Source organism: Brevibacterium sp. R8603A2, assembly GCF_023072605.1.
Lineage (GTDB): Bacteria > Actinomycetota > Actinomycetes > Actinomycetales > Brevibacteriaceae > Brevibacterium > Brevibacterium pityocampae.
The window spans coordinates 104035-128994 of the sequence record NZ_JALLGN010000008.1; the positions used below are offsets into that span (position 1 = coordinate 104035).

The window sequence follows — 24960 nt, forward strand, 5'->3', positions numbered from 1 at the left end:
CATGACTGTTCGTCTGCAGCGTTCGCGCATGCTCGGTCTCATCGCAGGCGCCTCGGCGCTCGGGATCGCCCTCAGCGGCTGCGCCGGTTCGGCCGGCGGCGGTGGCGGTGCGGCGGAGGGCGGCAGCGGCGAAGGCTACGAGTACGGCGCCTCGGACGAGGAGATCAAGGCCGCGTTCGCCGACATCGAGCCGCTCACCATCAACTACCAGCCGTCCGCGCAGTCCGGCGAGGGCCTCGACGCGCACCGCGCGCACGCCTTCATCGAGAACCTCGAGACGCTGTCCGACGGCAAGATCACCGTGGAGACCACCTACGGTCAGGGCATCGCCGGGTACACCGAGCTCGCCGATGCGCTCGTCGACGGCCGCGTGGATGTCGCCTACATGCTCCCGATCTACCAGCCGGACAGGTTCCCCGTGTTCCAGTCGTGGGTCACCGGCACCACGCTCACCGGCACCTCGCCGCTCGTCGACGAGATCGCCGCGAACGCCGCGATCGGCGAGCTCACCTGGCAGGACGAGAACCTCATCAGCGAGTTCCGCGATCAGGGGCTCGAACCGCTCAACATCTTCAACGCCGCCGGCGCGGTCGTGACGATGTGCGCCGAACCGCACACCACCGCCGAGGACTGGCAGGGCAACCAGGTGCGCGCGTCCTCGGTCGCGCAGACGAGCCAGCTCGAGGCGCTCGACGCCTCGCCGGTCTCGCTCCAGTACACCGAGACCTACGAGGCCCTGCAGCGCGGCACCGTCGACTGCACCCTGTCGACGACCCTCGCCGCGGACGCCGCCGGCTTCATGGATGTCGCGCCGAACATGACCTACACCACGGACGTCACCTTCGCCCGCGGGCCGGGCGGCGTCTACGCCGGCAGCGCCTGGCAGGAGTGGCCGCTGGCCGTCCAGCAGCTCGTGTTCGACTCGATGGAGGACGAGTTCAACGAGTCCCGTCGCGGCGACCTCGAGGCGAACGCCGTCGGCGCGAAGACCGTGCGCGAGGCGGGCGGCACCTTCGAGGAGATGGAGTCCGGTCTGCAGGACGAGCTGAAGAACTCCTCGCAGGGACTCGTCGACGAGGCCATCGTAGCGGGCACCCTGCCCGAGGGGTCGACCGAGGCCATCCCGGAGGCCGTCGCGCGCTGGCGCGGGGTCGCCGAGGAGCTCGGCTACGAGGACGAGGGCACCTTCGCCGACTACGACGAGTGGTACCCGATGGGCGACAAGGAGTTCCTCCAGCCCTTCGGTGAGAAGTACTTCGAGGAGATCATGCTCCCGCACCGCCCGAGCTGATCCGCAGGCTCCGCCCGGTCCGAGGCGATTGGGCCGCCCGAAGTGATCGGGCCTGGGCGCCGGCCGGACATGGCAGAATCCCGCGGTTCCTGTTCTCAGGAACCGCGGGATTCTGCTGTCTCACCGTGGGGTGGCCGGAGCTCACATGTGGCCGTCCTCGAGGAACCGCGTGTGCCAGCTCAGCGCCTCGGACAGGATGTGCGGGGTGTGCGCGGCGTTCGGGGATTCGGCGATCGCCCGGTCGAGGTAGTCGTGCAGCCTCTCGCGGTAGTCGGGGTGCGCGCAGTTGTCGATGATCCGCTTGGCGCGCGTGACCGGTGAGGTGCCTCGGAGGTCGGCGATGCCCTGCTCGGTGACGAGCACGTGGACATCGTGCTCGGTGTGGTCGACGTGCGAGGCCATCGGTACGATCGAGGAGATCGACCCGTCCTTCGCCGTCGAGGGGGACACGAAGAAGTTGAGGAACGCGTTGCGGGCGAAGTCCCCGGAGCCGCCGATCCCGTTCATCATCTTCGAGCCGGTGATGTGGGTGGAGTTGACGTGTCCGTAGATGTCGGCCTCGACCATGCCGTTGATCGCGATGATGCCCAGGCGGCGGACGATCTCGGGGTGGTTCGACATCTCCTGGGTGCGGAGCAGGATGCGCCCCTTGTACGACTCGGCGTTGGCGTTGAAGTGCTCGGCGACAGGTCGGGACAGGCTGAACGCCGTTGCGGAGATCGAGTCGAGCTTGCCGGAGTCGAGGAGGCCGAGCAGGTTGTCCTGGATCACCTCGGTGTAGGAATGGAGGTGCTCGAACTCGGACTCCTTGAGCCCTTCGAGCACCGCGTTCGCGACGTTGCCGATTCCTGACTGGATCGGCAGCAGGTTCTTCGGCATCCGGCCGGCGCTCACCTCGTGGCGGAGGAAATCGATGAGGTATTCGGCCATCGCATGGGACTTGTCGTCGACGGGGGAGAAGGAGTTGTCGCGGTCCGGGGCGTTCGTCCGCACCACAGCGACGACCTTGTCGGGGTCGACCCGCAGGTAGGGGTCGCCGATCCGCTGGGTCGGCTCGAGGATCTGGATCGGGTTGCGGTGCGGCGGCAGCTTGGTGCCGTAGTAGACGTCATGGAAGCCCTCGTACTCGCGCGGGTGCCACTCGTTGACCTCGAGGATGACCTTGTCGGCCTGGTCGAGCCAGGTCTTGTTGTTGCCCACCGATGATCCCGGGACCAGCAGCCCGTTGGGGAGCACTGCGGCGACCTCGACCACGGCGCCGTCGAGCTTGCCGAAGTAGCCGAACCACACCTGCTGGGCGAGGTGGCTCAGGTGCGTGTCGATGTACTCGACGTCTCCGGAGTTGATCGCCCTGCGCATGCTCGGGTCGGTGTTGAACGGAGCGCGGAGGTGCACGCCCTCGGCCTCGGCGAGCACGCCGTCGAGCTCCTGAGCCGTCGACGCGCCGGTGAGCAGTCCGATGGTGAACTCCTCGCCGGCGGAGTGGGCCGATTTCATCCGCTCGGCGAGCGCACCCGGCACCTCCTTGGGGTAGCCGCAGCCGGTGAACCCGCTCATGCCCACGTTGTCACCGGGGGAGATGTGTTCCGCGGCCTGCGCGGCAGTGGTGATCTTCTTCGACAGCACGGGGCACGAGATACGCGTCATGGACCAATGTTCTCAAGCGGGGGTGCATCGGCCAAACGGCGGAGGAGTCCTACCGGTGCGTTCGTGGCGAACACCACAGCCGGGGTCGCGCCCCCGAAACAGCAATATCCTGCGGAATCCTTCTCAGGAACCGCAGGATATTGCTGTTTCAGGGTGGGTCAGCGGCCGGTCCACCGGGGAGCGCGCTTCTCCGCGAAGGCGGTCGCACCCTCCTTGGCGTCGGCAGAGGTGAAGACCGGATCGACGATCTCGGACTGCTTGGCGAACTTCTCATCGGTCGACCAGTCGGCGGATTCGACGATGACCTGCTTCGAGGCCTTGACGGCGAGCGGGCCGTTCGCCGCGATCGTCTGCGCGAGCTCGAGCGCTCCGTCGAGCGCCTCGCCGTCGCCGACGATCCGGTTGACGAAGCCGTTGGTCCTGCCGAACTCCGCGGAGTAGATGTCGCCGGTGAGTGCCATCTCCATCGCCACCGCGCGGTGGGTGCGCTGAGGGAGGGTGACGAGACCGCCGGCCGCGGCGGCCAGGCCGCGCTTGACCTCGGGGATCCCGAACTTCGCGGTGTCGGCCGCGACGACGAGATCGCAGGCGAGCATGGTCTCGAAGCCGCCGGCGAGCGCGTAGCCCTCGACCGCGGCGATGAGCGGCTTCTGCGGGGGCGCCTCGGTGAGCGCGAGGAATCCGCGGCCCTCGACGGAGGGGCGCTCACCGCGCACGAACCCCTTGAGGTCCATCCCGGAGCAGAAGGTCTTGCCGGCGCCGGTGATGACGGCGACGAACAGCTCGTCGTTGCTGTCGAAGTCGTCGAGGATCTGCGCCATCTGTGCCGCCATCGCGGCGGTCGCGGCGTTCTTGGCCTTGGGGCGGTTGAGGGTGATGACGAGCACCTGCCCGCGGACCTCGGTGAGGACCTCGGCTTCGGTGGGGGTGTCGGTGGTCTCGGTCATGTCGGATCTCCTTCGATGCTCGACTGCTGTGTCTCGACTGCTGGGTGTGCGGTGCGGGGCCCGGTGCAGCTGTGCCGCAGGCCGGGGTGTCCGGGGACGGCTCAGCGCGAGCCGCCCCCGAACGGTGAGGGCTCGCTCAGCGCGGGGCCATGCGGATCGCGCCGTCCATGCGGATGGTCTCGCCGTTGAGCATCGCGTTCTCGATGATCGACAGCGCGAGGTGGGCGTACTCGTCCGGGCGCGCCAGGCGGGACGGGTGCGGCACCATTGCGGCGAGCGAGTCGCGCACCTCCTGGGAGGCCTTGGCGAGCAGCGGGGTGTCGACGGTGCCCGGCGCGATCGTCACCACGCGGATCTTCTTCGAGGCGTAGTCGCGCGCGGCGCACAGGGTGAGGCCCACGACCCCGCCCTTCGAGGCGGCGTAGGCGGCCTGGCCGATCTGGCCCTCCCAGGCCGCGACCGAGGCGGTGAAGATGATGACGCCGCGCTCGCCGTCGATCTCCTCGTTCTTCGCCATCCGCACGCCGGCCTGGCTGGCGACGATCATCGTGCCGATGAGGTTGACGTCGATGACCTTGCGGAAGTGGTCGAGGTTCCCGGCGGACCCGTCCTTCTGGACGAGGCGCATCGGCCCGCCGATCCCGGCGCAGTGCACGACCGCGCGCAGGTCGCCGAGCTCGGTCGCGGCGTCCATCGCCGCGGACACCTGGGCCTCGTCGGAGACGTTGGTGGCGACGAAGCGCACCGCGTCGCCGAGCTCGGCCGCGACGTCCTCGGCCGGCGGGTTGAGGTCGGCGATGACGACCTGTGCGCCCTCGGCGACGAGCCGCTGCACGGTGGCCAGCCCGAGGCCCGAGGAGCCGCCGGTGACGAGCGCTGCGTGTCCTGAGATGTTCATGGGGTACTCCTTCTGATGGGTGCGGCCGGACCGCCGTGGTCCTGCGCGAACGGTGGGGGAGGGGCGGGGCGATCGCGGGGCCGGCCCGCGCCCCGCCCGGGTCAGGCCCGGGTCAGGCCCGCTTCTCGGACAGGCCCATGTCCTTGGCGATGATCGTCTTCATGACCTCCGAGGTGCCGCCGTAGATCCGGGTGACGCGGGCGTCGGCGTAGAGGCGGGCGATCGGGTACTCGAGGATGTAGCCGTAGCCGCCGTGCACCTGGAGGCACTTGTCGACGACGCGGGCCTGCACCTCGGTGGTGAAGAGCTTGACGCGGGCGGCGTCGGCGGGGCTGAGCTCGTTGGCGTCGAGCGCCTCGATCGCGTGGTCGAGCATGATCTGTGCGGCCTCGACCTCGGTGGAGCACTCGGCGAGCACGAACTTGGTGTTCTGGAAGCTCTTGAGCGGGGTGCCGAACACTTTGCGCTCGTGCGCGTACTCGGAGGCGAACCGGATCGCGGCCTGCGCGCTCGCCACCGCGTTGACGGAGATCGTCATCCGCTCCTGCGCGAGGTTGTGGGAGAGGTACTCGAACGCCTTGCCCTCCTCGCCGAGCAGATCCGTCGCCGGCACCTCGACGTTGGTGAAGGACAGCTCCGCGGTGTCCTGCGTCTTGAGGCCGATCTTGTCGAGATTGCGGCCCTTCTCGAAGCCCGCGCTCTCCGCGTCGACGACGAGGATCGACAGGCCCCCGCGTCGATCGGCCTCGTCATAGGGCGAGGTGCGGGCGACGACGAGCACCCGGTCGGCGTTGATACCGCCGGAGATAAACGTCTTGGCGCCGTTGAGGACGTAGTGGTCGCCCTTCTTCTCCGCCTTGGTGCGGATGCCGGTGAGGTCGGAGCCGGTGCCGGGCTCGGTCATCGCGATCGCGGTCATGATGGTGCCGGCGGCCATGCCGGGCAGCCAGCGCTGCTTCTGCTCCTCGTTCGCGTACTCGAGGATGTAGGGGATGACGAGGTCCTGGTGCACCCGCAGCGTGCCGAGCGTGGTCGCGGCGTAGGCGGTCTCCTCGTTGAGGATGGTGTTGAACTTGAAGGTGTGGCCCTGGCCGCCGCCGCCGTACTCCTCCGGGACCTGCAGGCCGGTGAGGCCGAGCTCGCCCATTTTCGCGAAGAACTCCTTGGCCACCTTCCCGTCCTGCTCGAACTGCTCGTAGGCGGGGACGAGTTCCTTGGCCACGAAGTCGCGGCACATCGAGCGGAAGGCGTCGTGCTCCTCGGTGAAGATGGTCCTGCGCATGGTTCCTCGTTCGTCGAAGGGGTGGGGCGACGAGCACGATCACCTACGATCGAACACTCGATAAGTTGCAGTCAGCGTATCCCTCCCGGGACGCAGCGGCAAGACCCTGTGCCGGAACGACGGGGCTGGTCCTGCGCGTTGGCCGCTGCGCGTGCGGGAATGGCACCGGCTCCGGAAGGGCCCGTCAGTCGTCGAGGAAGCCGGAGTATCCGGACTTCTCCAGCGGCAGGTCGAGCAGCCGGGTGAGCTCGTCGCTGAGCTCGCGGTAGCCGAGCAGCCGCAGGCAGTAGGCGGTGTAGGAGCGCTCGAGCTGGACCGAGTCGAGCGGCCCGTCGTCCTTGTACCAGAGCGGGATGCTGTTGCAGATCGAGAGGATCGCGCGGCCGGCGAGCTCGGGGTTCTCGATCCGGAACTCCCCGGACTCCATCCCGGCGCGCAGCACCCGGACGAGGATCTCGCGGGATTCGCGCTGCAGGGTGCGGATCTGCGTGAACTTCTCCGGGTCGAGGCGCTCGGTGTCGCGCAGGGTGACGCGCCCGAGCAGCGTGTTGCGGCAGCGGTAGCGCACGATGAAGCGGACGAGTACCGCGACCTTGTCCGAGCTCTTCGCCCCGGCGGTCTCCACGAGCTCGGAGGCCTCCTGGATGTACCAGTCGAAGGCGAAGCGGATGAGTTCGAACAGCGCGTCCTGCTTCGAGGGGAAGTAGTAGTAGAGGGCCGACAGGCTGAGGCCGGCCTCCTGCGCGATGTCGCGGATCGAGGCTCCGTCGTAGCCCTTGGCGGCGAAGGTGTTCCGGGCGGCGCGCAGGATCTCTGCTCTGCCGTTCGTCGAGCGCATGGTCTCTCCAGGGGTCGGTCGGGGAGCGGGGAGCCGCGGACGCCGTCGTCCGCCGCTCGGAGGTTCCCTAACGAACAATCAATAAGTCGTTCCCACGCACCCTACCCCACCGGGTCCGATTCCGGCGGGTCATCGCCGAGGGGCGGGCCCCGTGCGCGGATCCGTGAGGATCCGGACGGGACCCGCCCCTCTGTTCAGGCGGTGCCGCGGTCGACCATCGGTGGCGGCTTCTCGGCCGTGGTCCGTGGCCGGCGGCCCTGCGGTCAGCGGGCGGTGCTGCCGGGACCTGCCGGGTCCTCGGGGTCGCGGCGCGCCTCGGCCCCGGCGGCACCCGGGCGGCGGCCCGGGGCGTCGGGCGCATCGCCGCCGTGGACGTGGCCCTGGCGGTCCGAGGCGCCGGCGTGGATGTCCGCGCGGTCGTCATCGGCGAGCACGGTGGCTCCCCCGGAGTCGAGGTCGGTGGCCAGGCCGCGGGTGGCGGTCGGTCCCATGACCCCTTCGGTGGCCTCGCCGCCGGTGTGCGCAGCCGCGTACTCCTTGGAGGCGGCGGCGTCCTTCGCCTCCAGCCGGCGTGCCTTCTCGCGTTCGATCGCAGCGGACTCCTCCGGGCCGCCGTCGTTCCAGAACCGGGTGACGACCATGGCGACCACACCGACGGCCAGGCCGATGAGGCTCGAGGTGAGCTCCGGTGCCAGGGTCGCCAGGCCGGCGGCGAACAGCACCACTCGCATGACGACGGTGAGGCGCCGGGCGACGCCGATCATCCAGCCCTCGAACGCGCAGCCGAGGAAGAACACCCCGATGAGCGCGAAGACGAAGGTGTAGATGATCTGGAACACCGTCGAATCCTGCGCGACGAGCGCCGGGTTGAGGACGAAGGCGAAGGGGATGATGTACTTCACCGATCCCAGGCGCATCGCCGTGAGCGAGGTCGACATCGGCGGGGTGCCGGCGATGTTCGCCGCCGCGAAGGAGGCGAGCGCCACCGGCGGGGTGATGTAGGAGACGGTCGCCCAGTAGATCACGAACAGGTGAGCGGCGATCGGGTTGATCCCCATGCCGGTCAGCGCCGGGGCCATGACGATCGCGAGGAACACGTACACCGCGGACACCGTCATGCCCATGCCGAGCACGAACGAGGTGACCGCGCCGGCGATGAGGATGAGGAACAGGTTGTCGCCGACGAGCGTGATGAGCTCGCGGGCCAGGGACAGGGACACGCCGGTCATCGACAGGCCGCCGACGATGAGTCCGACGCCGGCGATGATGCCGATGATCTCCGCGATGGTCTTGCCGCCGGCGAAGAGGAAGTCGACGAACGACTTCGGGGTGAGGCGGTGGTCCTTCATGAAGATCGCCACGACGAGGAGGAAGCCGACCACCCAGTACGGGGCCTGCGACTCGTTCTTCTGCACGGTGAGCAGGAGGATGAGGCCGATGAGCGCCACGATGTAGGGCCAGCCGAGCAGGGCGGTGCGCCCGGCCCGGGGCAGGAGGTGCTTGGGCACTCCCTTGAGGCCGGTCTTCGCGGAGTAGGCGTCGACCTGGATGTAGATGCCGAAGTAGTACAGGACGGCCGGGATGGCCGCTGCGAGGGCGATCTCGCCGTAGGGCACGCCGACGAAGGACACCATGAGGAAGGCCGCGGTGCCCATGATCGGCGGGGTGATCGTGCCGCCGGTCGAGGCGGTCGCCTCGACGCCGGCCGCGTAGCGCCCGGGGAAGCCGGACTTCTTCATCGCGGGGATGGTCATCGGGCCGGTGGTGAGCACGTTCGACACGGCAGAGCCGCTCATCATGCCCATGAATGCCGAGGAGATCGACGACACCTTCGCCGAGCCGCCGCGATAGCGGCCGAACACCGACTGCGCGAGATCGTAGAAGAAGGTCGCTCCGCCGGTGTGCTGGAGGGCGACGCCGAACAGGAGGAAGCCGATGAGGATCGAGGCCGCGGTCTGCAGCGGCAGGCCGAGGATCGAGTCGACGCCCATGACGTGGATGCGGGCGGCGTCGTCGAGCTGGTAGGGGATGCCCTGGAGGAAGGGCACCGGCACGGCGAGGGCGAACATCGGGTAGATCGAGAACACGAGCGCGATGAGCGTGACGACGAGTCCCGCCGCGCGGCGCAGCGCCTCGAGGACGAGGAGCCAGAAGATGAACGAGAAGACGATGGTGATCGTCGGATACGTCAGCGACTTGTCCCAGCCGAAGTTGACGATGTTCTCGCCGTTGAGACCGAAGTAGAAGGCCACGACGAAGGTGAGTGCTGCGAGCACGACGTCGTAGAACGGCATCGCCCGGTCCTTCTGGGACTTCGCGATGGGGAAGATGAGGAACACGATCGGCAGGAAGAACGCGAGCGTGTAGTAGAGGTAGGAGTTCGTGAGGAAGGTGAGCCCGAAGGGGCTCCAGAAGAAGGCCTGGCTCATCGCCAGCAGCACACCGAGAACGGTGAGCACGACGATGACACCCTTCCACATCGGGGTGATTCTCTGATTCATGGGAGTTCCTGTTCTGCGATCGGGCCGAAGCGGCCGGCCCCGGAGAGAGTGTGAGGAGTGGAGGCGGGGTCAGTCGATGGGTTCGAGGTGCTCGTCCTTCCAGTCCATCCACTGCTGCTTGAGATCACCCGAGGTGTCGGCCTGCGCGAGGAAGTCCGGCCAGGTGGCCCGCATCTCCTGGCCGTAGGCGATGAGCTCCTGGTTGCGCTGCTCGGCCTCCTCGGTCCAGGCGCCGTGCTCCTCGAGGAACTCGACCGTGCCGTCGTGGAACGGGACCTGCGTGGGCATCTTCACGACGTGCTCGATGTCCCAGTTCTCCGTCGTCGCGGTGGCGTCCTCGTACTTCGGGTAGTGCTCCTGGAACGCGTTCGCGGTGTGGTAGGCCTGGGTGTCGGAGACCTCCTCGTAGGAGACGACCGGCAGCGGGTAGATGAACCCGTTGTCCGACTGGCCCTCCTCCTGGCCGGCGCCGCCCTCGAACGGGCCGACCTCGACGGCGGGGGCGACCTCCTTGAGGGCCGCGATGCGCTCGGTCTCGTCCGGGTCGAGCTCGAGCCAGGCGGTGTCGACGGCGCTCTCGAGCTCGTAGAGCGAGGAGCCGTAGACCTGCTGGAACAGCACGTCGATCTTGCCGGCCTGCAGGGCGCCGGGCTGCTCGCTGTAGGAGACTTCGACAGGAACGACATCGTCCCAGGTCAGACCCGCGTAGGCGAGGTAGGCGTCGAGCTTGTTGTTCACCGAGGGGTTCGCGGTGACGCGGGGGACCCGCTTGCCCTCGAGGTCCATCGGGGTCTCGATGCCGGTGTTCGTGCGGGTCATCATGGCGTGGGGGCCGGTGGGGGCCCAGACGATGCGCAGGTCCTGGGGCCCCCAGTCCGCGGTGGTGAAGTCCTCCTCGCCGTGGAAGGCGAAGATGTACTCGTCGCCGGTCCGCGACATCACGGCCTGCTTGTTCCGCAGGGGGCTCAGGCGGCCGACGGCGGTGTCGGAGGTGAGGATGCGGATCTGCGCGTCCTCCTCGGAGGAGATCGTATTCGCCGCCGCGGCGAGGTCGGCGTAGGTCGAGGTGCCGGTGCCGTAGGTCGTCCACGCGGTGAATGCGGGGAAGTCGTCGACCTCCTCGTTGAGCTCGAGCTGCGCGCAGCCCGACAGCAGCATGACGCCGGCGGTGATGGAGGCGAGTGCCCGCGTAAGTCGTGTCATCGTCGGTCTTTCCTGTTCGGGATCGAACGGCGATCGGCCGGGAGCGGCCGAGGCGCCGAATCGGTGGTGCGCCGCCGGGCGATTCAGCAGGGTCGGGCGGATCCGCGGGGGATTCGCCGTTGAATGACTGAGGACTCGGAAGAGCGCGATGGCAGGGCGTGCAGGACGGCCTGCGGCCCTGCGAAATTGTTACACGGAACACATAAGATTCCCAAAATTCATTGCCACAGGTGTATAAATGGTGATGCGGGCCACTGGCGTGGGCCGCACCCCGACCATCGACCGCAGCGCCACCGCAGCCTATCGTCAGAAGCACCACCGTCCGGGACACCGCAGTTCAAGGAGACACCCGATGCCAGAAGCAGTCATCGTCGACGCAGCCCGCACCGCAGTCGGCAAGCGCGGCGGAGCCCTCCGCGACATCCACCCCGTCACCCTCGGCGGCCACGTGCTGTCCGCCCTCGCCGAGCGGAACTCGCTCGACCCCGCCCTCGTCGACGACGTCGTCTTCGGCTGCGTGGTGCAGGCCGGCGAGCAGTCCTCGAACGTCGCCCGCTGGTCCGCGCTCGCCGCCGGCTGGCCCGAGACCACCCCCGGCACCACCGTCGACCGCGCCTGCGGCTCCTCGCAGCAGGCGCTGACCTTCGCGATCGCCTCGGTCGTCGCCGGGCACTACGACATCGCCGTCGCCGGCGGCGTCGAGTCGATGACCCGCGTGCCCATGGGCACGAACCGCGCCAACGGACCCGGCAAGGCGTTCGGTCCGGCGATCTTCGAGCGCTACGGGCAGGAGGAGTTCAGCCAGGGCGTCGGGGCGGAGATCGTCGCCGAGCGCTGGGGCTTCGACCGCACCGAGCTCGACCAGCTCGCCCTCGACTCGCACGCCCGCGCGCAGGCCGCGACCGAGCGCGGGGACTTCGCCGCGCACATCGTTCCGCTCACCGGCCTGACCAAGGAGGGCGAGGAGTTCGAGTTCGCCGCTGACCAGGGCATCCGGTCCGGCGGCACGCTCGACTCCCTCGGCGCGCTCAAGACCGTGTTCAAGGAGGACGGCGTCGTCACCGCCGGCAACTCCTCGCAGATCTCCGACGGCGCCGCCGCGCTCCTCGTCATGACCGACGTCAAGGCCCGCGAGCTCGGCCTCGCCCCGATCGCCCGTGTCCACACCGCGACGCTCGCCGGCGCCGACCCGATCACCATGCTCACCGCACCCATCCCGGCCACCCAGAAGGCGCTGGCGAAGTCCGGGCTGTCGGCCGACGAGATCGGCGTGTTCGAGGTCAACGAGGCGTTCGCCTCGGTCCCGGCCGCCTGGATGAAGGAGATCGGCGTGGACTGGGACCGGGTCAACCCCAACGGCGGGGCGATCGCGCTCGGCCACCCGCTGGGCGCCTCGGGCGCGCGGATCATGACGGACCTCGTCCATCACATGCGCCGCACCGGCACCCGCTACGGCCTGCAGACGATGTGCGAGGCCGGCGGCCAGGCCAACGCCACCATCCTCGAGCTCATCGACTGACCTGTCGCGCCGGGCGTCACACCGCCCGACCCGCGGCGCGGCTCCCCGGGGCGATCCCCGCCGGCCGCACCCGACACCTGCAAGGAGACCCACGTTGACGCACCCCCACCGGATCCGGCGCACGCTCGCCGGGATCGCCGTCGCCGCCCTCGCCCTCACCGGCTGCGGTGAGATCACGAGCAGCGGCACCCCGGTGACCGAGTCCCAGGCCGGTCACCACGCCAACGGCCTGCCCAAGGCCACGGTGTGGACCGGCTACGGTGTGGGCACCTCGAACTACTCCGAGCAGGCCGCCGTCGCCGAGGCGCTGATCAAGGAGTACGACACGCAGGTGCGGATCCTCGGCTCGGACACCGGGGTCGGCCGGCTCACCCCGCTGCGCACCGGCCAGGCGCAGACGGCCCGGCTGTCCGACGAGGCGTTCTACGCCTTCGAGGGCAAGTACGAGTTCGTGTCCCCCGACTGGGGGCCGCAGGACCTCAGGACGTACTGGACCCCTCCGACCACCGTGGCCGTCGGCGTGGCGGGGAACTCCGGCATCGAGACCCTCGCGGACCTCGAGGGCAAGCGGGTGCCGTGGATGGCGGCCAACCCGTCCTCGCAGGAGAAGATCATGGGCATCCTCGCCTATGCCGGCCTCACTCCGGACGACGTCGTCAAGGTCCCGGTCGAGTACGGCGCGCAGCCGGAGATGTTCAAGAACGGCGGACTCGACATGGTGTACTTCGGGGCGCAGTCCTCGGCGATCATCGAGGTCGCCACCCAGATGGACTACCGGTGGGTCGACTTCGACGGCGACGCCGAGGCGGAGAAGCGGCTCCAGGAGTACGCGCCCTCCGTCGTCATCGAGGAGTTCGAGTCCGCGGTCGGCATGGAGGACACCGTCAAGCACGGCCCGACGTATGCGATCCAGATGACCACCTACGCCGACTTCAGCGTCGACGAGGTCTACGCGATGGTGAAGACCTTCCACGAGGCGTACCCGCTCTACGCGGACGCCACCGCCACGACGAAGGACTGGAAGTTCGAGGACATCGACTGGATGCCGATGGTGCTCCCGCACCACGACGGCCTGGTGAAGTACCTCGAGGAGCAGGGCCTGTGGACCCCGGAGCACGAGGAGCGCAACCAGCTGCTCATCGAGCGCGGCGAGACCCTGCGCGCCGGTTGGCCCGAGGTGCTCGAGTCCACCCCGGAGGACGAGCTCGCCGAGACCTGGGAGCAGTGGAAGGCCGAGCACGCGCCCCACATCCCGCGCGAGGACTGATCTCGCGAGGTCCGGCCCGCGCGAGGGGTGATGATCCCGCACGAGGACTGACTGCCGCCGTCTGACTGCCGCGCTCACCCAGCGGTGGCGTCCCAGAGCGCGATGAAGTCCTTCTCCCAGCGGGCCGGTTGCTCGCTGTACTTCTCGTAGCTCAGGTCGGTGGCGACGCCGTCCGCGGTGCTGTGGAAGCGCAGCTCGTCGTCGTCGATGCTGATCCGGATCGATGCGGTGCCGTCCCAGTCGCGCTGCCGGAGGAGCCGGACGATCTCCTCCCGCTCGGCCCGCGTGTGGGCCGTGGTCCGGTCCCGGGCGGCGACCGTGATCCCGAGGTCGAAGGTGCTGGGTGTGCCGTCGCCGGACAGGCCGCGCAGGTCGTCGACCGTCGAGGCGTCCCAGCCGGCCTCCCACAGCGCGGCGAGCAGCGGCACCTGCGCGGGCCACTGGGCGACCGCGGTGGCCGAAGTCGACCAGTGGGGGTCCGTGCCGATCTTCAGCGTGGTGTCCGGGCTCAGCGGCCATGCCTCGGACGCGGCGTAGTCGACGATGCGGCGCAGCGCATCGGCGTCCGGCACGCCGACGCTCACGGTGCTCCCCGCGGCGGTCCCGTCGCCGCCGAGCCCGGTCACCGTGCCGCCGCGCTCGACGATCGGCTCGATGACGACGAACAGGTCCTCGAAGCCCTCGTCGGGTTCGCTGGTGGCGAGCCCGTCGTCGGTGATCATGTCGACCTCCGTGCCCTCGCCGTAGCCGATCGGGCCGAGCTCGTTCTCGAGGTGCTCGAAGGCGGGGACGATGTCGGTGGGCGCGGGGACCTGGATCGACAGCGCGGTGTCCCTGCGCGAGGGGCTGATCTCCGCGCGCGTGAGCAGCTGGTCCGTCCCGGTGAGTGCTGAGTGGGTGTCGCGGAGCACGGGGAGGGTGCCGGGGTCGGCGAGGTCGAGGACGTACTCGATCGCGCTCGGCCGATCCATCTCCCCGCGGAGATCCTGCGGCGTGGGGTCGGCGGGTTCGTCCGCGGTCCGCGGCCGGTGGACGTCGAGTTCGTAGGGTCGGGTCCGGGCGGCGACGGATTCGGTCCAGGCGGCCATGTCGGTGCCCGGGTCGAGTTCGAGCACGATGCGCGAGCTCGGGCGCAGCGGGCCGGGGTGCATGCCGCCGAGCATCCCCCAGCCGCCCGGAAGATGGCCGGAGGCGACATCGGGGAGCGTGTGGAGGTACGGCAGCGCCGAGAGCGCCGGTGCGGTGGGCGGCGGGTCGTACAGGGTGTTCGGGAGACTCTCAGGGACGCTCGCGGTGAACTTCCCGCTCGTCGCGGTGACTGCGGGCGTGCCGCCGGGATACCGGAAGTCGTTGACGAGGTCGAACAGTTCCCCTGCGGTGTCGCCGAGCTCGTCCGCCGAGGCGTCGGTGCGGAGGTCCGCCTCGACCGTGCCGGGCGAGGTCTCGGTGGCCGAGGTGATGCCGGGCAGGGTGCGGATCTCGTCGACCAGCGCACCGATCGAGGAGCGCGGACGCGGATCGGAGATGCCCTGGCCGAACCGCTCGATCACGGAGCAGCCGGACGCCACGAGGAGGGTGACGAGGAGGCCGAGGGCGACGATGATCCGTTTCATGAGGCCAGCCTAGGAATGGGGCGGGTGCCGGGTGTGGCCGTGCTGTGCCAGGTCCGGCACACCTCGGCGGGGATCGCGGATCAGCCGGCGGTGGCGTCCCATTCGGCGAGGAAGTCCGCGGCCCAGCCGGTGGGCTCCCGGTCGGCTCCGTGGAGGGCCATGTACGGCTCCTCGGCCGCGCCGTCCGCAGCGGACCAGAAGATGAGGTGGTCGCCGGTCGCGAGCGAGATCTGGGCCCGGCCGCCCCAGCCGACTTTACGCAGCACGTCGATGAGCGCGGCCCGGCTGTCGGCGCTGGTGAGGTCCTGCGTCTCGGTGCGGTAGAGGCGGAGGTCGAAGTCGCTGAGCTGGTTGCCGGCTGACATCCGGACGGAGTCGAACCCGGCGTCCCACAGCGCGGCGAGCAGATCCGCGTGCGCCGGCCAGGAGCCGGCGGTGAAGTACGGCGAATCGTCGGGGTGGGAGGTGTGCTCGACGGAGAGCCGGGTGTCGGCGGACAGCGGCCAATCCGAGCCGCTCACCGCAGCGGACACGTCTCGCAGGGTGTCGCCATCCGGCATGCGGGCGGTGAGCGAGCCGAGCCGGAGGTCCATCGATCGCACCTCGGCCCCGGTCGCCTCGAGCAGCCCCCGGGCCTCGAAGAACGCGTCGACGTCGCCCTCGCCCCCGCCGACGGACAGTCCCTCCGCCGAAGCGACGCGCACGTCGTCGAGCCGATCAGGTCCGTACTCGGCTTCGAACGCCGCGAGGACCGCGGGGATGTCGCTGTCGGCGGGCACGGCCAGCGCGGTGTCCGGGGCGGTGTCGATGCTGCTGAGATCGGCGTCGATCAGGGTCGCGGAGACCGACTCGACGGTGTCGTGGAGCCGGACGAGGTCGGCGGGGAGATCCGGTCGGGAGAGGTCGAGGTCGATCGACACGTCCGGGGGTTCGGGCTCGGCGGCGCCGTCCGTCGTCTCCGCGGCTTCTCGATCGTCCGGCGGGAGCACCCGGATCTCGTCGTCGGTCATCGGGCGGTGGGCGGAGAGCCGGAGCTCGCGCGGGGCGGCCGCCGCGTCGCTGGTCCAGGTGCGCATGTCGGTCCCCTCCTGCAGCCGGACCGAGGCGCCGCTGCCGTCCCCGAGCGTGCCCTCCTCCACCGCAGGAAGGGCGTGGAGGAACGGCAGGTGCTCGAGGGCGAGCGGGCCCGGCTGCGGCACTCCCGGGCCGGCGCTGTGGTGGATGATGCCGATCTCGCCGGTGAACACCCCGCTCTCGAGGCTCAGTGTGGGCGCCCCGTCCGGATAGCGGTGCCCGTTGACGAGGTCGAACAGGGCCTGGGAGGTATCGGCGAGCTCCGCCTCCTGCGCCCCGGTGTCGAGCGTGAGCTGGAACTCGGATGAACCGGTCGCGATGACCGAGCCGACTCCGGCGAGCGCGGACGCCGCCTGCACGAACTCCGCATAGGTGGACTTCGGTCGGGTGTCGATGAGCCCGCACCCGGCTCCGCCGAGCAGGGCGAGGAGCAGTCCGAGGGCGACGAGGATCCGGTTCATGATGCCAGCCTAGGGATGGTGGCGGTGCCGGGCGTGGCGGTGGTGTGCCGGTCCCGGCACACCTCGGCCGCGGCGCGGGTCAGCTGTCGGTGCCGGCGAGCCAGGCGCGCACCGCATCGGAGTCCTCGCCGAGCTGCGGGGGCTCCTTGCGGTAGCTCGCCGGGGTGGCCGACATGCTCAGCGAGCTGCGCACGGTCGGCATCGACTCCGGGTCCTCGGTGTGCCAGATCGGGTCGATGCCGAGCTCACGCGCGGACTCGAGGCCCTCGCTGACGTTCTGCACCGGCGAGCACGGCAGGCCGGCGCCGCGCAGCAGCTCGAACCACTCGTCCTTGCCCTTGACCGACAGCGCGCGCTCGAGCAGCGGGCGCAGCTCGGCGCGGTTGATATTGCGCTTCTCCGGGTTGTCGAAGCGCTCGTCCGTGAGCAGCTCCGGGGTGCCGAGCACCTGGCACAGGCGGGCGAACTGGCCGTTGTTGCCGGCGACGACGATGAGGTCGCCGTCCGCGGTGGGGAACGCGTTGTACGGGTAGATCGTCGGGTGCTCCTTGCCGTTGCGGGTCGGGTGCTTCCCCGTCGTCGAGGCGACCTGGTACTGGTTCGCCATGGTGAAGATCGCGTTGGCCATGAGGTTGTTCTCGATGAGCTGGCCCTCCCCGGTGCGCTCCTTGTGGCGCAGGGCGGAGGTGATGCCCACGGCGGTCATCATCCCGGTCGTGAGGTCGAAGATCGACACCCCCGAGCGCACCGGCTCGCCGTCGGCCTCGCCGTTCATGTCCATGAGCCCGGCCATGCCCTGCACGAGCACGTCGTAGCCGGGCAGCGCCGCCCCCGCACCCGAGGTGCCGAAGCCGCTGATGTGGGCGTAGATGATGTCCGGGTTGATCTCCTTGACGCCGGCGTAGCCGAGGCCGAACTTGTCGATCGAGCCGGGCTTGAAGTTGTGGATGAAGACGTCGGCGCGGGCGGCGATGTCCTTCGCCACGGCGAGGTCGTCGGCATCGCCGAAGTCGAGGGTGATCGAGTGCTTGTTGCGGTTGACCGCCTGGTAGTAGCAGGCGCCGCCCTGGTAGGCCGGGGGCGTCCAGGCGCGGGTGTCGTCGCCGGTGGGGCTCTCGACCTTGATGACGGTGGCGCCGAGGTCGCCGAGGATCATCGTGCAGTAGGGGCCGGCGAGCACGCGGGAGAAGTCGGCGACGATGACGCCGGAGAGCGGGCCGGAGTTCGGTGCGGTGATGTCGATGGTCACAGGATTCATCCTTGAATGAGCAGCCGGTACGAGTCGTCCGATTCTCCCACAGGGCACCTCGGGCCCGGCAGGCCGGTCCCCGGTTCCGGGGCTTGACACTGCGCGCCGGATTCCATACGGTTCAAAAGACTCGAACGATTGTTCACTCAGGAGGTCAAAGGTGACCGGTACCACCGCTCCGGCCGGGATCGACCCGGTCACGGTCGGCCGCTGGATCGAAGACAGGTTCGGCGCCGCCGACGTGACGTACACCGTGCTCTCGATCGGCCGCTCGAACCTCACCTACACCGTCGAGGTCGACGGGCAGCCGCGCTGGGTGCTGCGCCGCCCGCCGCTCGGCCACACCGGCGGCAGCGCGCACAACGTCGCCCGCGAGGGCCGCATCATGGCCGCGCTCGGCCCCACCGACGTGCCGGTGACGAACGTGCTCGAGATCGTCGACGACCCGGCGGTCATGGAGGTCCCGTTCGTCTTCATGGAGCACTGCCCGGGCTTCCCCATCAACACCCCCGAGGACTGGGCCCGGATCCCCGATGCGGACAAGCGCGCCACCGCCTTCGGGATGATCGACACGCTCGCCGCGATCCACCGCGTCGACGTCGACGCCGTGGGGCTCACCGACCTGCGCCGGCCCGGCGGGCTCATCGAGCGCCAGCTGCGCCGCTGGCTGGGCCAGTTCGAGCAGATCACCCAGCGCGACATCCCGGAGATCAAGGAGGTCCACGACGTCCTCGCCGCAGAGATGCCCGAGGCCGCGGACTCCGTCATCGGGATCGCCCACGGCGACTACAAGCCGAACAACATGATCTTCGCCCCCGACGGCACGATCAACGCCGTCGTCGACTGGGAGCTCACCGCGATCGGCGAGGTGCTCACCGACCTCGGCTACTTCATCGCCATGCTCACCACCCCGGACGAGTACACGAGCATCTGGGTGCCGCGACCGGAGCACGGCTTCCCCACGAAGGCGGAGCTCATCGCCCGCTACGAGGAGCAGTCGGGCATCACCGCGTCGAACGTCAACTACTACGCGGCGTTCGCGATGTGGAAGCTCGCCTGCATCCGCGAGGGCGTCTACACCCGTCTCATCACCGGACAGATGGGTGACCTCGATTTCGATCCCGAGGAGGCCGGCGCCGGTGTCGAGCAGCTCGCCAAGCAGGCACTGACCATTCTCAAGGAGGAGAACTGACATGAGCTGGAACTTTTCGACCGAACCCGAGTTCGAGCAGAAGCTCGAGTGGATGCGCACCTTCGTGCGCGAGGAGATCATGCCGCTCGAGGTCGCCGACCTCGGCCCGGAGGCCTTCAAGGAGGTCACCGACGGGCTCAAGCAGCAGGTCAAGGACCAGGGGCTGTGGGCGGCGCACCTCGAGCCGGAGCTCGGCGGGGGCGGCTTCGGCCAGCTCAAGCTCGGCCTCATGCACGAGATCCTCGGCGCGAGCGCCTTCGCGCCGTCGATCTTCGGCAACAACGCCCCGGACTCCGGCAATGCGGAGCTGCTCGCGATCGCGGCTCACGACGAGCAGAAGGAGAAGTGGATGAAGCCGCTGCTCGCCGGTGAGCTGCGCAGCTGCTTCTCGATGACCGAGCCCGGCGCCGGCGCGGACCCGACGATGCTCACCACCCGCGCGGTGCGCGAGGGCGACGAGTACGTCATCAACGGCCACAAGTGGTTCTCCTCGAACGGCTCCCACGCGGACTTCTTCATCGTCATGGTCGTGACGAACCCGGACGCCGAGCCGCACGAGCGCGCCTCTATGATCATCGTCCCGCGCGACACCCCCGGCGTGAACGTGCTCCGCGACATCCCGGTTATGGGCCTGTCGCACGCCGCCGGCGACAAGGGGCACGCGGAGATCCTCTACGAGGACGTCCGGGTGCCGGCGGCCAACCTCGTCGGCGAGGAGGGGCAGGGATTCATGCTCGCCCAGAAGCGCCTCGGCCCCGGCCGCATCCACCACGCGATGCGCTGGCTGGGCCAGGGCAAGCGGGCCTTCGACATGATGTGCGAGCGGGTCGTCACCCGTGAGGTCAAGGGCTCGACGCTCGCGCAGAAGCAGATGATCCAGGACATGGTCGCGACCTCGAAGGCCGAGCTCGAGGCGGCCCGCCTACTCACCCTGCAGGCGGCGTGGAAGATGGACCAGGGCGGCACGAAGAACGCGCTCACCGACATCGCGATCATCAAGTTCTGGGGCGCGCAGGTGCTCTTCAACGTCATCGACCGCGCCATCCAGGTGCACGGCTCGCTCGGTATCACCGGCGATCTGCCGCTGGAGGAGATGTACCGCAACGCGCGCTCCGCCCGGATCTACGACGGCCCGGACGAGGTCCACAAGGTCACCGTGGCCCGGCGCGTGCTGCGCGACTACGAGCCGCACCCGGTGCCCAGCGAGCACATCCCCACCCGTACCGAGGAGGCGCAGAAGAAGTTCGCCCAGTACCTCGAGGCGGCCTCGTGAGCGAGGTCGACGACGCCGCGGTCGCCGCCGAGCACGCGCGCCAGGCCGGGATCGAGCTCGACACGCTCGCGGCCTGGCTGCGCGAGCAGATCGGCCCTGGCGAGATCACCGATCCGGACTTCCTCACCGGCGGCACCCAGAACGTGCTGCTCGGCTTCACGTGGAACGACGAGCGACTGATCTACCGCGGCCCGCCGGTGAACAAGCGGAAGAACTCCGACCAGATCATGCTCCGCGAGGCGCGCGTGCTCGCAGCCCTCGGCGGCAGCAAGGTGCCGCACCCGGAGTTCATCGCCGCCTGCGACGACCTCGAGGTGCTCGGCAACGCGTTCTTCATCATGCGCTCCGTGGCCGGGTTCAACGGGGTGAGCGGCGTGCCCGAGCACGTCGCCGCCGACCGCGACTGGCAGCACGCGATGGGCCTCGCCCACGCCCGCGCGATCGCCGAGCTCGGCAACATCGACCACGTGGCCGCCGGCCTCGAGGGCTTCGGCAAGCCCGACGGCTGGCTCGCCCGGCAGCCCGGCCGCTGGGTCGGGCAGCTCGAGAGCTACCGCGAGTTCGAGTCCTGGCCCGGGCTCGACCACCCCGGCGTCGAGGCGATCCCGGCCTGGCTCACCGAGTGGATGCCCGAGGCGCGCAATGCCGGGATCATCCACGGCGACTGCCACCCGGGCAACGTCCTCTTCACCCGGGAGGAACCGGGCGTGGCCGCGATCGTCGACTGGGAGCTGTGCACGCTCGGCGACCCGCTCCTCGACCTCGGGCACCTGCTCGCCTCGACCCACGGCCTCGCCCTGCCCGGCTGGCCTGCGAAGGACGAGGTCGTCGCCGCCTACGGCGAGACCAGCCGCTACGACGTCTCCGACGTCGACTTCTACCACGTGCTCGCGTGCTTCCGCTTCGGATCCATCCTCGAGGGCTCGCAGGCGCGCGCCTCGGCCGGGCTCGCCCCGGAATCGGTGGGCCGGCGGCTCCACGAGCGCACCGTGTCCCTGTTCGACCAGGCGATGGAGATCATCGGATGAGCACCGAGAGCACAGCACCTGCCCACGGCGGGAACGCGCCCGCCGAGGCGCCCGCCGGCGCCTCGGGAACCGGCCCTTCCGGCGCCGGCCGGTGGGGCTTCGACTTCACCGGGAAGCGGGTCGTCATCACCGGGGGCTCGCGCGGCATGGGGTACGAGATGGCGCGCGCCTTCTCCTCCCTCGGGGCCGAGGTGGCGATCGCCTCGCGCAAGATCGCCTCGTGCGAGGACGCCGCCGCCCGGATCACCGCGGAGACCGGCGGGCGCGTGCACCCCTACGCCCTGCAGGCCGCGGACTGGGACCAGTGCACGGAGTTCTCCCACCGGGTGTGGGACGAGCTCGGCGGCGTCGACGTGCTCGTCAACAACGCGGGCTCCTCGCCGCTGTACGACTCGGTGGCCGGTATCAGCGAGGAGCTCTACGACAAGGTCATCGGCCTCAACCTCAAGGGCCCCTTCCGGCTCTCCGCGCTGCTCGGGGAGCGGATGGCCGAGCGCGGGGGCGGGTCGATCGTCAACATCTCCTCGATCGCCGCGCTCCATCCCAAGCCCTCGACCGTGCCGTACTCCGCGGCGAAGGCCGGGCTCAATGCGACGACGATCGCCCTCGCCCACGCCTACGGGCCGAGCGTGAGGGTCAACGCCGTGGTGCCCGGCACCTTCCTCACCGACATCGCCAAGCACTGGGACATGGAGGCGTTCGGCAGGCGGGCCAAGAGCTTCGCCGCCGAGCGCGGGGGAGAGCCCGACGAGATCGTCGGCGCGGTGCTCTACCTCGCCTCGTCGCTCGCGTCCTACACCACAGGGGCGCTGCTCACCGTCGACGGCGGCGCTCCGAGCTGAGCGCGTTCCGGCTTCCCGACCGACCACCTCTGAACGGAGACCCATGAGCAACTTCCTCGGGCGGGCCCTCGGCACCGCACTGCTGACCCGCGTCGATGATGCGACGGACGTGTACCTCGTCCGCCACGGCCAGCAGGTGCGCGCCGGCAAGGACTCCCCGGAGTCGATGGCCTACGACGCCCACCTCTCCGAGCAGGGCCGTGCGCAGGCGCTCGCGGTGGGCGAGGCGCTCGCCGGGGCCGGGCTCGACGCGGTGTACTCCTCGAACCTTGCCCGCGCCCACGACACCGGGAAGGCGATCGCCGCCCATCACGGGGTCGAGGTCGTCGTGGACGAGCGGCTCAAGGAGGTCGGGATCTTCCGGGACGTGCCCGGCGAGCAGAGCTTCGAGCAGGCCGTCGGCACCGAGCGCGCGCTCGCGGCCAGCCGGCAGATGATCGAGACGCTGACCTGGGACTCGATCCCGCTCGGCGAGGGCTCGGCGGAGTTCCGCGCCCGCGTCCACGGGGCGATCTGGGAGATCGCCCGGCGCCATGCGGGGGACCAGGTTGCGATCGCCTGCCACGGCGGCGTGATCAACGCGTTCCTCGCCGAGGAGTACGGGCTGAGCCGCGACTTCCTGTTCCGGCCCGCCCACGCCGGGATCACCCGGGTGCGCTTCGCCGGAGACCGCGCGATCATGCTCACCGGCAACGAGATCGCCCACCTCGAGGCAGCCGACCTCCTGAGCTTCTGAACGGCGTCCTCTCGGCGCGTGTTCTGTTTCCTTCTCGAGTGGTCACTTGTCTTCGATTCTTCGCGATTCTCCGAAGAGAAGTGACCACTCGATGTGGGCTCACTCCGCGGGTGCGGAGTCGGTGAGACGGTCCCAGATCACGGGTTCGCCACCGGCTAGGGCCATGCGGCCGAGCTCGACGAGCGCTGCGTGCTCGCTGGTGCCGGAATCACGGGTGGCCCAGATGAGCTGGGTGAGGTGGTGGAGCGGGTACTCCGCGGTGATCCCGATCGCGCCGTGGAGCTGATGGGCCTGGGCGGCGATGAGCCCGCCGGCCTGAGCGGCGATCGCCTTCGCCGACAGCGCGGCGGCGGCTTGGGCGTCGGTGATGCCCGCGTCCGAGGCACCCACCGCCTCCGCCGCGGCCGTCGCGCCGCCGGCTGCCTCCTCACCGGCCCCGCTTGCGGTGGAGTCCGCACCGGGGGCGCGGAGCGCGTCGCCGGCGATCTCGAGGGCGCGGTCGTAGGACTCGACTGCGAGGTCGAGCTGCATGCGCATCCGTGCGATCCACGACTTCACCGCCGGGATCGCCGCCAGCGGCGCCCCGAACTGCTCGCGCTCGATGACGTGGCCGATGGTCAGCGCGAGGGCTGCCTCCCCGGCACCGAGGAGCACCGCGGCGTCGAGCAGCGACGCGAGCGCGGTGGCCTCCCGCTGTCCGAGCCCGGCACCGGTGTGCGCGGCGACGAGGTGCTCCGGCAGGTCCGCGGTGACGCCCAGGCGGGCGAGCCCGCGCACGATCGCCCCGGCATCGGCGAGGGACCCGCCGGACCCGCCGGCCGATTCCGGCACGGACACCCGCGTCCAGCCGAGGTCCTCGACCGTCGAGCGCAGCCGGTCCAGACCGGCATCGCTGCGATCGACGTCGAGCAGGGTGCCGCCGGCGACCTTCCCGGCGAGCTCGACGAGCTCCTGCGCCTCGGGGTCGGCCAGGCGCGGCTGCGGGGTGGCCTTCGACAGGTCACGCGGCAGCTCGAGCTTCGCGACGATGCCGAGCAGCACGTCCTCCGCCCCACCTCGGATCCCGAACGCCGGAGACGCCCACAGCGCCTGCTGGATGAGACCGGCGAGCTTCTCACCCGGGGTGGGAACGAGGCGGCGGGCGATGTCGATGAGCCCCTTCTCGAACCCGTTGCCGATGAACTTCGAGGCCGCCGCCAGCCGGATCGGCGCCTCCCCGGCGTCGAGTGCCGCGGCGATGCGGCGGTACATGTGGCGCAGCGCGGAGAGCTCCGCGACGACCTGTCCGAGGTCGCGCAGCGCGCCCTCGTCGGTGCGCAGACCGGGCGCGGCGAGCACTTCGGGCACGAGCACCCACGTCGACAGGGCCCGCTCGGGTCCGCCGCGCTCGAAGCTCAGCTGCTCGATCACCTGCTTCCAGCCCTCGCCCTCGGTGCCGATGAGCCGCTCGCGAGGAATGAACACGTCGGTGTAGCGGACCTCGTTGAAGTGGTGCTCGCCGGCGAGGTCGACGATCGGGGACACCTCGATGCCGGGGGAGTCCATGTCGATGACGAACTCGCTGAGCCCTTGGTGCTTCTTCTCCTCCTCCGAGGTGCGCGCGAGGATGTACATCGCAGTGGCGTTGTGCGCCTGGGTGGTCCAGATCTTGTGGCCGTTGAGGATCCACCCGCCCTCGGTGGGCACCGCTCGGGTGCGCACGCTCGCCAGATCCGAACCGGATTCCGGCTCGCTCATCCCGAGCCCGATGATCGCCCGGCCGGCGACGATGTCGGGCAGGATCGCCGCCTTGAGCTCCGGAGTCCCGGCGCGCAGCACCGCCGGGCCGATCTGCCGCTCGGCGATCCAGTGCGCCGTGACCGGAGCACCCACCCGCAGCATCTCCTCGGTCAGCGCCAACCGGTCGGTGTTCGGCCGGCCCTCGCCGCCGTGCTCGACCGGCCACGTCATGCCGAGCAGCCCGGCCTCGCCGAGCGCGCGGGAGAAGTCCCGGTCAACCGAGCGCAGCCAGCAGTCCACCGTCGGGGTGAACCGGCCGGCCGAGAGCCAGTCGTCGAGCAGAGTGCGGATGCGGGTGCGGATCTCGGTCGAGCTCATCG

The 24960-nt window shown here is 69.9% G+C and carries 19 protein-coding genes; 8 read left to right on the plus strand and 11 right to left on the minus strand.

Annotated elements, in window-relative coordinates:
• The first annotated feature begins 1 nt into the window (after position 1).
• A complete protein-coding gene (dctP, locus tag MTQ12_RS09690) occupies positions 2-1291 on the plus strand; it encodes a TRAP transporter substrate-binding protein DctP (RefSeq protein ID WP_247618432.1) in 1290 nt (429 codons plus the stop codon).
• A gap of 141 nt (positions 1292-1432) precedes the next feature.
• Here the strand turns inward: dctP and MTQ12_RS09695 are convergent, their stop codons facing one another.
• From MTQ12_RS09695 to MTQ12_RS09725, 7 genes are all read right to left on the minus strand, one after another.
• Positions 1433-2938, minus strand: coding sequence for an acetyl-CoA hydrolase/transferase family protein (locus MTQ12_RS09695; RefSeq protein WP_247618433.1), 1506 nt, complete (start codon positions 2936-2938; stop codon positions 1433-1435).
• A gap of 158 nt (positions 2939-3096) precedes the next feature.
• Positions 3097-3885, minus strand: a complete 789-nt coding sequence (locus MTQ12_RS09700) for a crotonase/enoyl-CoA hydratase family protein (RefSeq protein ID WP_247618434.1) — start codon at positions 3883-3885, stop codon at positions 3097-3099.
• A gap of 136 nt (positions 3886-4021) precedes the next feature.
• A complete protein-coding gene (locus tag MTQ12_RS09705; protein WP_137318311.1) occupies positions 4022-4783 on the minus strand; it encodes an SDR family NAD(P)-dependent oxidoreductase in 762 nt (253 codons plus the stop codon).
• Positions 4784-4895: 112 nt separating this feature from the next.
• On the minus strand, positions 4896-6065 hold the full coding sequence (locus MTQ12_RS09710; protein WP_137318310.1) for an acyl-CoA dehydrogenase family protein: 1170 nt from the start codon (positions 6063-6065) through the stop codon (positions 4896-4898).
• 184 nt (positions 6066-6249) lie between these two features.
• On the minus strand, positions 6250-6903 hold the full coding sequence (locus tag MTQ12_RS09715) for a TetR/AcrR family transcriptional regulator (RefSeq protein WP_137318309.1): 654 nt from the start codon (positions 6901-6903) through the stop codon (positions 6250-6252).
• Positions 6904-7166: 263 nt separating this feature from the next.
• The gene (locus MTQ12_RS09720) at positions 7167-9404 is read right to left on the minus strand and encodes a TRAP transporter permease (protein WP_247618435.1); all 2238 of its coding nucleotides are present in this window, start codon (positions 9402-9404) and stop codon (positions 7167-7169) included.
• 69 nt (positions 9405-9473) lie between these two features.
• Positions 9474-10607 (minus strand): TAXI family TRAP transporter solute-binding subunit, encoded by a 1134-nt coding sequence (locus MTQ12_RS09725; protein WP_137318307.1) that lies wholly within the window; start codon positions 10605-10607, stop codon positions 9474-9476.
• A 352-nt stretch (positions 10608-10959) separates the two neighbouring features.
• On the opposite strand from MTQ12_RS09725, the gene MTQ12_RS09730 reads away from it, so the two are divergent.
• Positions 10960-12126 carry a thiolase family protein gene (locus MTQ12_RS09730; RefSeq protein WP_247618436.1) on the plus strand — a complete coding sequence of 389 codons (1167 nt, stop codon included), beginning with the start codon at positions 10960-10962 and terminating at the stop codon, positions 12124-12126.
• Positions 12127-12220: 94 nt separating this feature from the next.
• Positions 12221-13393, plus strand: a complete 1173-nt coding sequence (locus MTQ12_RS09735; RefSeq protein ID WP_247618437.1) for a TAXI family TRAP transporter solute-binding subunit — start codon at positions 12221-12223, stop codon at positions 13391-13393.
• A 74-nt stretch (positions 13394-13467) separates the two neighbouring features.
• Here the strand turns inward: MTQ12_RS09735 and MTQ12_RS09740 are convergent, their stop codons facing one another.
• The 3 genes from MTQ12_RS09740 to MTQ12_RS09750 all read right to left on the minus strand — a co-directional run bounded on the left by MTQ12_RS09740 (position 13468) and on the right by MTQ12_RS09750 (position 17790).
• Positions 13468-15006, minus strand: coding sequence for a hypothetical protein (locus MTQ12_RS09740; protein ID WP_247618438.1), 1539 nt, complete (start codon positions 15004-15006; stop codon positions 13468-13470).
• An 80-nt stretch (positions 15007-15086) separates the two neighbouring features.
• Entirely contained in the window at positions 15087-16541 is a 1455-nt protein-coding gene (locus MTQ12_RS09745) for a hypothetical protein (RefSeq protein WP_247618439.1), read from the minus strand.
• 79 nt (positions 16542-16620) lie between these two features.
• Positions 16621-17790 (minus strand): CoA transferase, encoded by a 1170-nt coding sequence (locus MTQ12_RS09750; RefSeq protein WP_247618440.1) that lies wholly within the window; start codon positions 17788-17790, stop codon positions 16621-16623.
• Positions 17791-17950: 160 nt separating this feature from the next.
• Here MTQ12_RS09750 and MTQ12_RS09755 point away from each other — a divergent pair, with 160 nt between their 5' ends.
• From MTQ12_RS09755 to MTQ12_RS09775, 5 genes are read left to right on the plus strand one after another with little or no spacing between them, the layout of a single operon-like run.
• Positions 17951-18982, plus strand: a complete 1032-nt coding sequence (locus tag MTQ12_RS09755) for a phosphotransferase family protein (protein ID WP_247618441.1) — start codon at positions 17951-17953, stop codon at positions 18980-18982.
• 1 nt (position 18983) lies between these two features.
• On the plus strand, positions 18984-20255 hold the full coding sequence (locus tag MTQ12_RS09760) for an acyl-CoA dehydrogenase family protein (protein ID WP_247618442.1): 1272 nt from the start codon (positions 18984-18986) through the stop codon (positions 20253-20255).
• The gene (locus MTQ12_RS09765; protein ID WP_247618443.1) at positions 20252-21283 is read left to right on the plus strand and encodes a phosphotransferase family protein; all 1032 of its coding nucleotides are present in this window, start codon (positions 20252-20254) and stop codon (positions 21281-21283) included. Before MTQ12_RS09760 ends, MTQ12_RS09765 begins: the two co-directional genes overlap by 4 nt.
• On the plus strand, positions 21280-22125 hold the full coding sequence (locus MTQ12_RS09770; protein WP_247618444.1) for an SDR family oxidoreductase: 846 nt from the start codon (positions 21280-21282) through the stop codon (positions 22123-22125). The genes MTQ12_RS09765 and MTQ12_RS09770 overlap by 4 nt, the downstream gene beginning before the upstream one ends.
• A 43-nt stretch (positions 22126-22168) precedes the next feature.
• Positions 22169-22861 (plus strand): histidine phosphatase family protein, encoded by a 693-nt coding sequence (locus MTQ12_RS09775; RefSeq protein ID WP_247618445.1) that lies wholly within the window; start codon positions 22169-22171, stop codon positions 22859-22861.
• A gap of 99 nt (positions 22862-22960) precedes the next feature.
• On the opposite strand, the gene MTQ12_RS09780 is transcribed toward MTQ12_RS09775, so the two are convergent.
• On the minus strand, positions 22961-24958 hold the full coding sequence (locus tag MTQ12_RS09780; protein WP_247618446.1) for an acyl-CoA dehydrogenase family protein: 1998 nt from the start codon (positions 24956-24958) through the stop codon (positions 22961-22963).
• Between the last annotated feature and the right edge of the window lie 2 nt (positions 24959-24960).

Coding starts and splice junctions, on each gene's coding strand:
- MTQ12_RS09700 (WP_247618434.1), bottom strand. CDS start 3,885: ATGACCGAGACCACCGACACCCCCACCGAAGCCGAGGTCCTCACCGAG.
- MTQ12_RS09780 (WP_247618446.1), bottom strand. CDS start 24,958: ATGAGCTCGACCGAGATCCGCACCCGCATCCGCACTCTGCTCGACGAC.
- MTQ12_RS09745 (WP_247618439.1), bottom strand. CDS start 16,541: ATGAACCGGATCCTCGTCGCCCTCGGACTGCTCCTCGCCCTGCTCGGC.
- MTQ12_RS09710 (WP_137318310.1), bottom strand. CDS start 6,065: ATGCGCAGGACCATCTTCACCGAGGAGCACGACGCCTTCCGCTCGATG.
- MTQ12_RS09770 (WP_247618444.1), top strand. CDS start 21,280: ATGAGCACCGAGAGCACAGCACCTGCCCACGGCGGGAACGCGCCCGCC.
- MTQ12_RS09775 (WP_247618445.1), top strand. CDS start 22,169: ATGAGCAACTTCCTCGGGCGGGCCCTCGGCACCGCACTGCTGACCCGC.
- MTQ12_RS09720 (WP_247618435.1), bottom strand. CDS start 9,404: ATGAATCAGAGAATCACCCCGATGTGGAAGGGTGTCATCGTCGTGCTC.
- MTQ12_RS09715 (WP_137318309.1), bottom strand. CDS start 6,903: ATGCGCTCGACGAACGGCAGAGCAGAGATCCTGCGCGCCGCCCGGAAC.
- MTQ12_RS09725 (WP_137318307.1), bottom strand. CDS start 10,607: ATGACACGACTTACGCGGGCACTCGCCTCCATCACCGCCGGCGTCATG.
- MTQ12_RS09730 (WP_247618436.1), top strand. CDS start 10,960: ATGCCAGAAGCAGTCATCGTCGACGCAGCCCGCACCGCAGTCGGCAAG.
- MTQ12_RS09760 (WP_247618442.1), top strand. CDS start 18,984: ATGAGCTGGAACTTTTCGACCGAACCCGAGTTCGAGCAGAAGCTCGAG.
- MTQ12_RS09740 (WP_247618438.1), bottom strand. CDS start 15,006: ATGAAACGGATCATCGTCGCCCTCGGCCTCCTCGTCACCCTCCTCGTG.
- MTQ12_RS09695 (WP_247618433.1), bottom strand. CDS start 2,938: ATGACGCGTATCTCGTGCCCCGTGCTGTCGAAGAAGATCACCACTGCC.
- MTQ12_RS09705 (WP_137318311.1), bottom strand. CDS start 4,783: ATGAACATCTCAGGACACGCAGCGCTCGTCACCGGCGGCTCCTCGGGC.
- dctP (WP_247618432.1), top strand. CDS start 2: ATGACTGTTCGTCTGCAGCGTTCGCGCATGCTCGGTCTCATCGCAGGC.